The sequence below is a fragment of the Streptomyces montanisoli genome, from assembly GCF_017813245.1.
Classification (GTDB): domain Bacteria; phylum Actinomycetota; class Actinomycetes; order Streptomycetales; family Streptomycetaceae; genus Streptomyces; species Streptomyces montanisoli.
The window spans coordinates 1-5,365 of the sequence record NZ_JAGIQL010000271.1 but is presented as its reverse complement, the minus strand read 5'-3'; the positions used below and the strand labels follow the sequence as shown (position 1 = coordinate 5,365).

The following is a 5,365-nucleotide window of genomic DNA, read 5'->3' as shown; positions in this document are numbered from 1 at the left end:
GGCAGCCCGCCCGCCGCCGGGCCCGCGGGGCCGGGCCCGTACGCGGGTTCCGCGGCGGCTCCGTGCCCTGCGGTGGCTCCGGGCCCCGCGGCCTGCGGCTCCGGGTGCGTCCTGCCCTGCTGCCGGTCGTCCAGCTGCCGGTCGTCCAGGCGCCTGCCGCGGTCTGCGACGAGCGTGGGCGAGGCCCTGCGGCGCGGCAGCGCCGGCGGGGCGCCGTCGCCCTCGCCCGCGTCCTCGCCCGCACGCGGCTCGCCGGCCTGCTGGTGCTGGTCCTCGGCGGCCCAGGCGGCCGCCCTCGCGCGGGCGGCGGTGTCGCGTGCGGCCGCCCGGTCGCCGGGGGCCGGTGCCTCGGGGACAGCCGCCGGGGCGAGCCTGATGCCGTGTTCTGCGCGCGGTCCGTGGACGGTACCGGCGGCCTGCCGCCGCTTGTGGTCGAGGCGGAGTCCGGTCTCGGTGTCTGGCGCCTCGGTAAGCAGCGCCGCCGGCAGCAGGATGACGGCGGTGGTGCCGCCGTACGGCGACGGCTCCAGGGAGACCCGCACGTTCTGCCGCTGGGCGAGCCTGCTGACGACGAACAGGCCGAGCCGGTCCGTGTCGGACAGCTCGAACTCGGGGGTCTCCGCGAGGCGCAGGTTCGCTTCGAGCAGCGCGTCGGACGGCATGCCGAGGCCGCGGTCGTGGATCTCCAGCGTGAAGCCGCCCGCGGTGCGCTCGCCGTTGACCTGCACGGCGGTCTGCGGCGGCGAGAACACCGTCGCGTTCTCCAGCAGTTCGGCGAGCAGGTGGGTGAGGTCGGCGACGGCGGGGCCGCCGACGCCGATCCTGGGGAGCCTGCGCACCTCGACGCGCTCGTAGTCCTCGACCTCGGCGACCGCGGCCCGTACGACGTCCATCAGCTGCACGGGCTTGCGCCACTGCCGCGACGGCACGGCGCCGGAGAGGATGACGAGGCCCTCGGCGTGGCGGCGCATGCGGGTGGTGAGGTGGTCGAGGCGGAAGAGGTCGGCGAGCTCGGCGGTGTCCTCGGTGCGGCGTTCCATGGCGTCGAGCAGGCCGAGCTGGCGGTGGAGCAGGACCTGGTTGCGTCGTGCGAGGTTGACGAACACCTCGGCCACGCCGCGCCTGAGGTCGGCCTGTTTGACGGCGGCCTCCACGGCGGCCCGCTGGAGGGTGTTGAGCGCCTGCCCGACCTGGCCGATCTCGTGGTCCTCGTAGGCGAGCCTGGGCGCCTCGGTCTCGACGTCGACCTGCTCGCCCGAGGCGAGACGGCGCATGACGGCGGGCAGCCGGACGCCCGCCGACTCGTTGGCCTCCTTGCGCAGTTCGGACAGGTCGTGGACGAGGGCGCGGCCGACGCGGACGGAGACGATCACGGAGGCGATGAGCGCGATGAGGCCGAGGCCGGTCGCCGCGAGGAAGCGGATGTAGACGTCGTGGCGTGCGGCGGCCACGTGGCTCTGGAAGAGCGAGTCGGCCCTGGCGCTCTCCTTCTGGGTGCCGTCCACTACGGGCCGTGCGAGGTCGCGCCACTTCTGCGCCGACATCGTCCGGTCGTTGACCATGGCGCCGGTGGTGGCGATGTCGTTCTCGTGCATCGCCAGCATGTCGTTGGCCGCGCCCGAGTTGTAGGCGCCGAGGACGGCGGACTCCGCGGACGGCAGGTCCGCGAGGCTGGTCTTGTAGAGCAGCTGGCGGTCGGAGACGAGGCCGGAGACCGTGCGGCGCTCGGTGGGGCTCAGTTCGCCGGCCACGAGGGCGGAGGTGACCAGGGCGTTCTCGCTGGAGAACATCTCCTGCGCCTGGAAGATGCCGACGAGGGCGCGGCCCTGGTTGTCGCCGTCGACGTCCTCCTTGCCGTACACCGTGGAGAGGAAGAGGTAGGCGGGGTCGACGACCGTGGCGTAGGCGTCGAGGGCCTTGCCGCGCGAGAGGCCGTTCTTGTCGACGGACGCGCGGACGGCGGCCAGTCGGCCGGCCTGGGTGGTGAAGGCGTCGAGGTGCTTCCTGGCGGTCGCGTCGAGGTCGTCGCGCAGCGCCGGCGAGGCGCCGGCCCGCACGTCGGCGACGGCCCGGTCGGTGGCGGCCCGGTCGGAGCGCAGCTGCCTGACCGTGTTCGAGTCGCCCGGCGCCGCGAGGAGGACCAGCGTGTCGAGCCGCTCCTGCTGGACGGCGGCGACGGTGCGCTGCACGGGCCGGCCGACGTCGGCGGCCGCGGCCTGGAGGTGGCGCAGGCGCAGGGCCTCGCTGCCGGTGAGCACACCCGTGAGCGCAGACAGGGCGGTGACGGATATGAGCGGCACGAGCAACAGCGCCACGATCTTCCGGCGGATCGACTTCCCGCGAAAGCGCATGGCCTCCCCCAGTTCCCGGCAACAAACGGCGTGAGCCTACTACTGTCACACCGGCAACTCGAAGACATGTCCGGAGCCTGACGGGCCGACCGGCGAGTGATTGTCGCCGGTTTTCCCCTTATGCCGTCCGGGCGTGGGCGGGAACGATGTGCCGCCTTCAACGAATCAGCAGGTCAGCGAGTTTCGCTGGTTCAAACACACCACGCAAAACCTTCACTCGGCGCGAGCCGTGAACCGGGCGTCGCCGGGGCACCGTGGCAGCGCCGGATTGCCGCGTAAATGTCTGGGAAAACAATGGTGTTACGGGAATCGCGCTCGTTCGCGGATCGTTTTCGTTTCAGGCCGGAGTGATCCGGCCGTTGCCGGGCACTCGGCGTGAGGTCGGGTACGGGTGGGGAGTGACGGTCGATGGACACGGACGAGCGGCGTGGCAGGACGCCGGCAAGAGCGCTCACGGGGGTGGCGCGCGACCTGTGGGTCGAGGAGCCGGCGGTGCGCTACCGGATGGCCGATCCCGTCAGGACGGCCGCCGTGCGCGCGGTGATCGTGACGGCCGTGACGCTGATCGAGGCCATGGTCGCGTTCCTCGCGACGCTGGCCGACTCGTGGCTCGCTTTCCCCATGGTGATCGCCGGTGTGGCGTCCACGGTGGGGGCGACGTGGGCCGTGCTCGACGTGTGGGTGACGCGCCAGATGTGGAACCAGCGCCACGGCGTGGTGTCCGTGCCGAGCAGCACGGCGCGCCGGCTGCGCAGGGAGCGTCGGGCCGCCCGGCGCGCGGCCCGTGAGGCGCAGCGCGCGGAGGCCCGGATAGCGCGGCGCGCGCGGCGCCGCCGCCCCGGGTCGTCGTCCGGCGAAGTCTCCGGCGGTGTACGCGCGCGCCACGGAGGCCACCGTCAGCACCACGCGGCCCACTCGGCCGTGACGCGCTGACCGGCGTGGGTCGCTGACCGGCGGAACTCGCTGGCCGGCGGGCTGTCGGCAGCCGTCAGTTTCCGGCGTTGTCCTGGGCCTGATCGGCCGTTGGGGACGGCACGTCCGGCGCGCGCTGCGGTGACGACTGCTGGGCGGGGATCTCCCGCGCCGGTTCCGTCCTGTCCTGGGCCGGTGTCCTGCGGAAGACGCGCGTCGCGGTGATCTCTCCGTGCACCTGCTCGTCCTCCGGCTCGTGCACGGGCAGACCGGGCCGCAGGTGCTCCTCCACGCTGATGTACTTGAGTCCCGCCCGCAGGTCCGCGTCGTTGCGCAACCGGATCACCAGGGGGAACTCCGCGAGCGCCGTGGTGTCGAACAGCCCGGTCGTGTAGAGCAGCTGGACGCCCAGCGCGTCGGAGACGGCACGCTGCAGCTCCAGCAGGTATGTGGCGTTGGCGCGCCCGATGGGGTTGTCGAGGAACAGCGTGCCCGCGTGGCGGTGCTTGTCACGCCCGCGGTCGTTGCTGCGCAGCGCCGCCATCGTGCAGTACAGGGCGATCGCGGCCGTCAGCAGCTGGCCGCCGGAGAAGACGTCCCCCATCTGGCCGACGGGGACGCGTTCCGCGCGGAGCACCGCGTCGGGCTTGAGGATCTCCACGGCTACGCCCTTCGGGGCGAGCGCGGCCCGCACGCCGCGCAGCAGCAGCGACATCCCGTCCCTGCGCAGGTCGGAGTTCTTGCGCAGCGCCGCGCGCGTGGCCTCGTCCACGACCTCGCCGAGCCGCTCCGTGAGGGTCGCGCGGTCCGGTTCCTCGAAGCGGATCCGCAGGAACTCCTGCCCCGACCACTCCCCGAGTCCCTCGGGGAGTCTGGAGAGACGCTGGGCGGAGCGCAGCGTCGTCAGGGCGGACTCCACGAGCCCGCGCATCCGGTCGACGATGGAGTCGCGGTTGCGTTCGAGCTGGGCGAGCTCGTCCGTCAGGACGCGCAGGCGCGGCGCGAACGCCTCGGCCCAGCGCTCGGCGTGCTCGGGCAGCGCGGCGGCGGGCAGCTCGCGGATCTGCTGGCGCGCGGGCGTGCGGACCTGCTCGTAGCGTGTCGCGTTCGCGTGGCGTACGAGGACGTCGCTCGCCTCGCGGACCGCGGACTCGGCGACCGACAGGTCCTGTGCGCAGCCTCGCACCGACCTGCGGGCCTCCGCCGCGTCGTGGCGGGCTTCGGCGAGAGCCCCCGCGTAGGGCTCGGGCCGCTGGGACGCCTCGTCGCCGGCCTCGCCGCCGGCGCTCCCGTGCTCGTCCTCGGCGGGCGCGCCGCGCAGCAGGTCGCGAAGGAGGGCCGCCGTCTCGTCGAAGCCGCCCGCCGCGTCCTCGGCGGCGCGGTGCGCGTGCAGCAGTTCGTCGTGGGCCGCGCGCGCGGCCTCCAGCGCGTCGCCGCGTACGGCCAGTTCGCCGGTGGCGGTGCGCAGGAGGGCCTGGGCCCGGTCGGCGTCCGTGGGCACCTGGTCGTCGGCCAGCTCGACGTGGGCGTCGCCCTCCTGGGGCGCGAGGCGCTCGGCCTCGCCGCGCAACCTGCCGAGCTGCTCGCTCGCGGCGGACGCGCGGGACTCCAGCATCTGCACCAGCGACTCCGCACGGGCGGCGGCGGCCTGCCGCGAGGGGCCGTCCGCGCCGTCGGGCGATTCGAGCAGCTGGGACGCGCGCGTGCGTACCTTGTTGCTGAGCCGGTCGAGTTCGGCGAGGGCCGCGCTCTCGTCGCTCTCCGCTCGTGCCTGCTCCGCCCTCAGGTCCGCGCCGACGCCGACCTTCTCGTACAGCTGGGAGGCGGCGCGGTAGGCCTCGCGCAGCGCGGGCAGGGCGGCGCGAGGCGCCTCGTCGTCAGGACGTTCGGGCTCGTTGTCCGGGGCGCCGGCGATCTCGGCGCGCTCGGCGCGCAGGGTGCGCGCCGTGCGGCGGGCGTCGTCGGCGGGGCGGTGGAGAACGGAGGAGCACACGACTGAGGTCCAGTGACCGGTGGGACACGAAAGGCGTCGAGTGCAAGGAGAAGGAGGGGGGGGGGGGGGGGGGGGGGGGGGGGGGGGGGGGGGGGGGGGGGGGGGGGGG

General features: G+C 74.3%; 2 protein-coding genes and 1 pseudogene. 1 reads left to right on the top strand and 2 read right to left on the bottom strand.

The genetic code is table 11. The features are described from left to right. The coding region (locus tag JFN87_RS31885; RefSeq protein ID WP_209345803.1) for a sensor histidine kinase at positions 1-2,351 on the bottom strand (2,351 nt) is incomplete at its 3' end. Positions 2,352-2,759: 408 nt separating this feature from the next. On the opposite strand from JFN87_RS31885, the gene JFN87_RS31880 reads away from it, so the two are divergent. Continuing rightward, the gene (locus JFN87_RS31880; RefSeq protein WP_209345801.1) at positions 2,760-3,284 is read left to right on the top strand and encodes a hypothetical protein; all 525 of its coding nucleotides are present in this window, start codon (positions 2,760-2,762) and stop codon (positions 3,282-3,284) included. Between the two features lie 55 nt (positions 3,285-3,339). On the opposite strand, the pseudogene JFN87_RS31875 reads toward JFN87_RS31880, so the two are convergent. Continuing rightward, positions 3,340-5,235 (bottom strand): annotated as a pseudogene (locus JFN87_RS31875) (coiled-coil domain-containing protein); the annotation flags it as partial. Between the last annotated feature and the right edge of the window lie 130 nt (positions 5,236-5,365).

Excerpts from the sequence above, each read along its gene's own strand:
- JFN87_RS31880 (WP_209345801.1), top strand. The coding sequence starts at position 2,760 with ATGGACACGGACGAGCGGCGTGGCAGGACGCCGGCAAGAGCGCTCACG.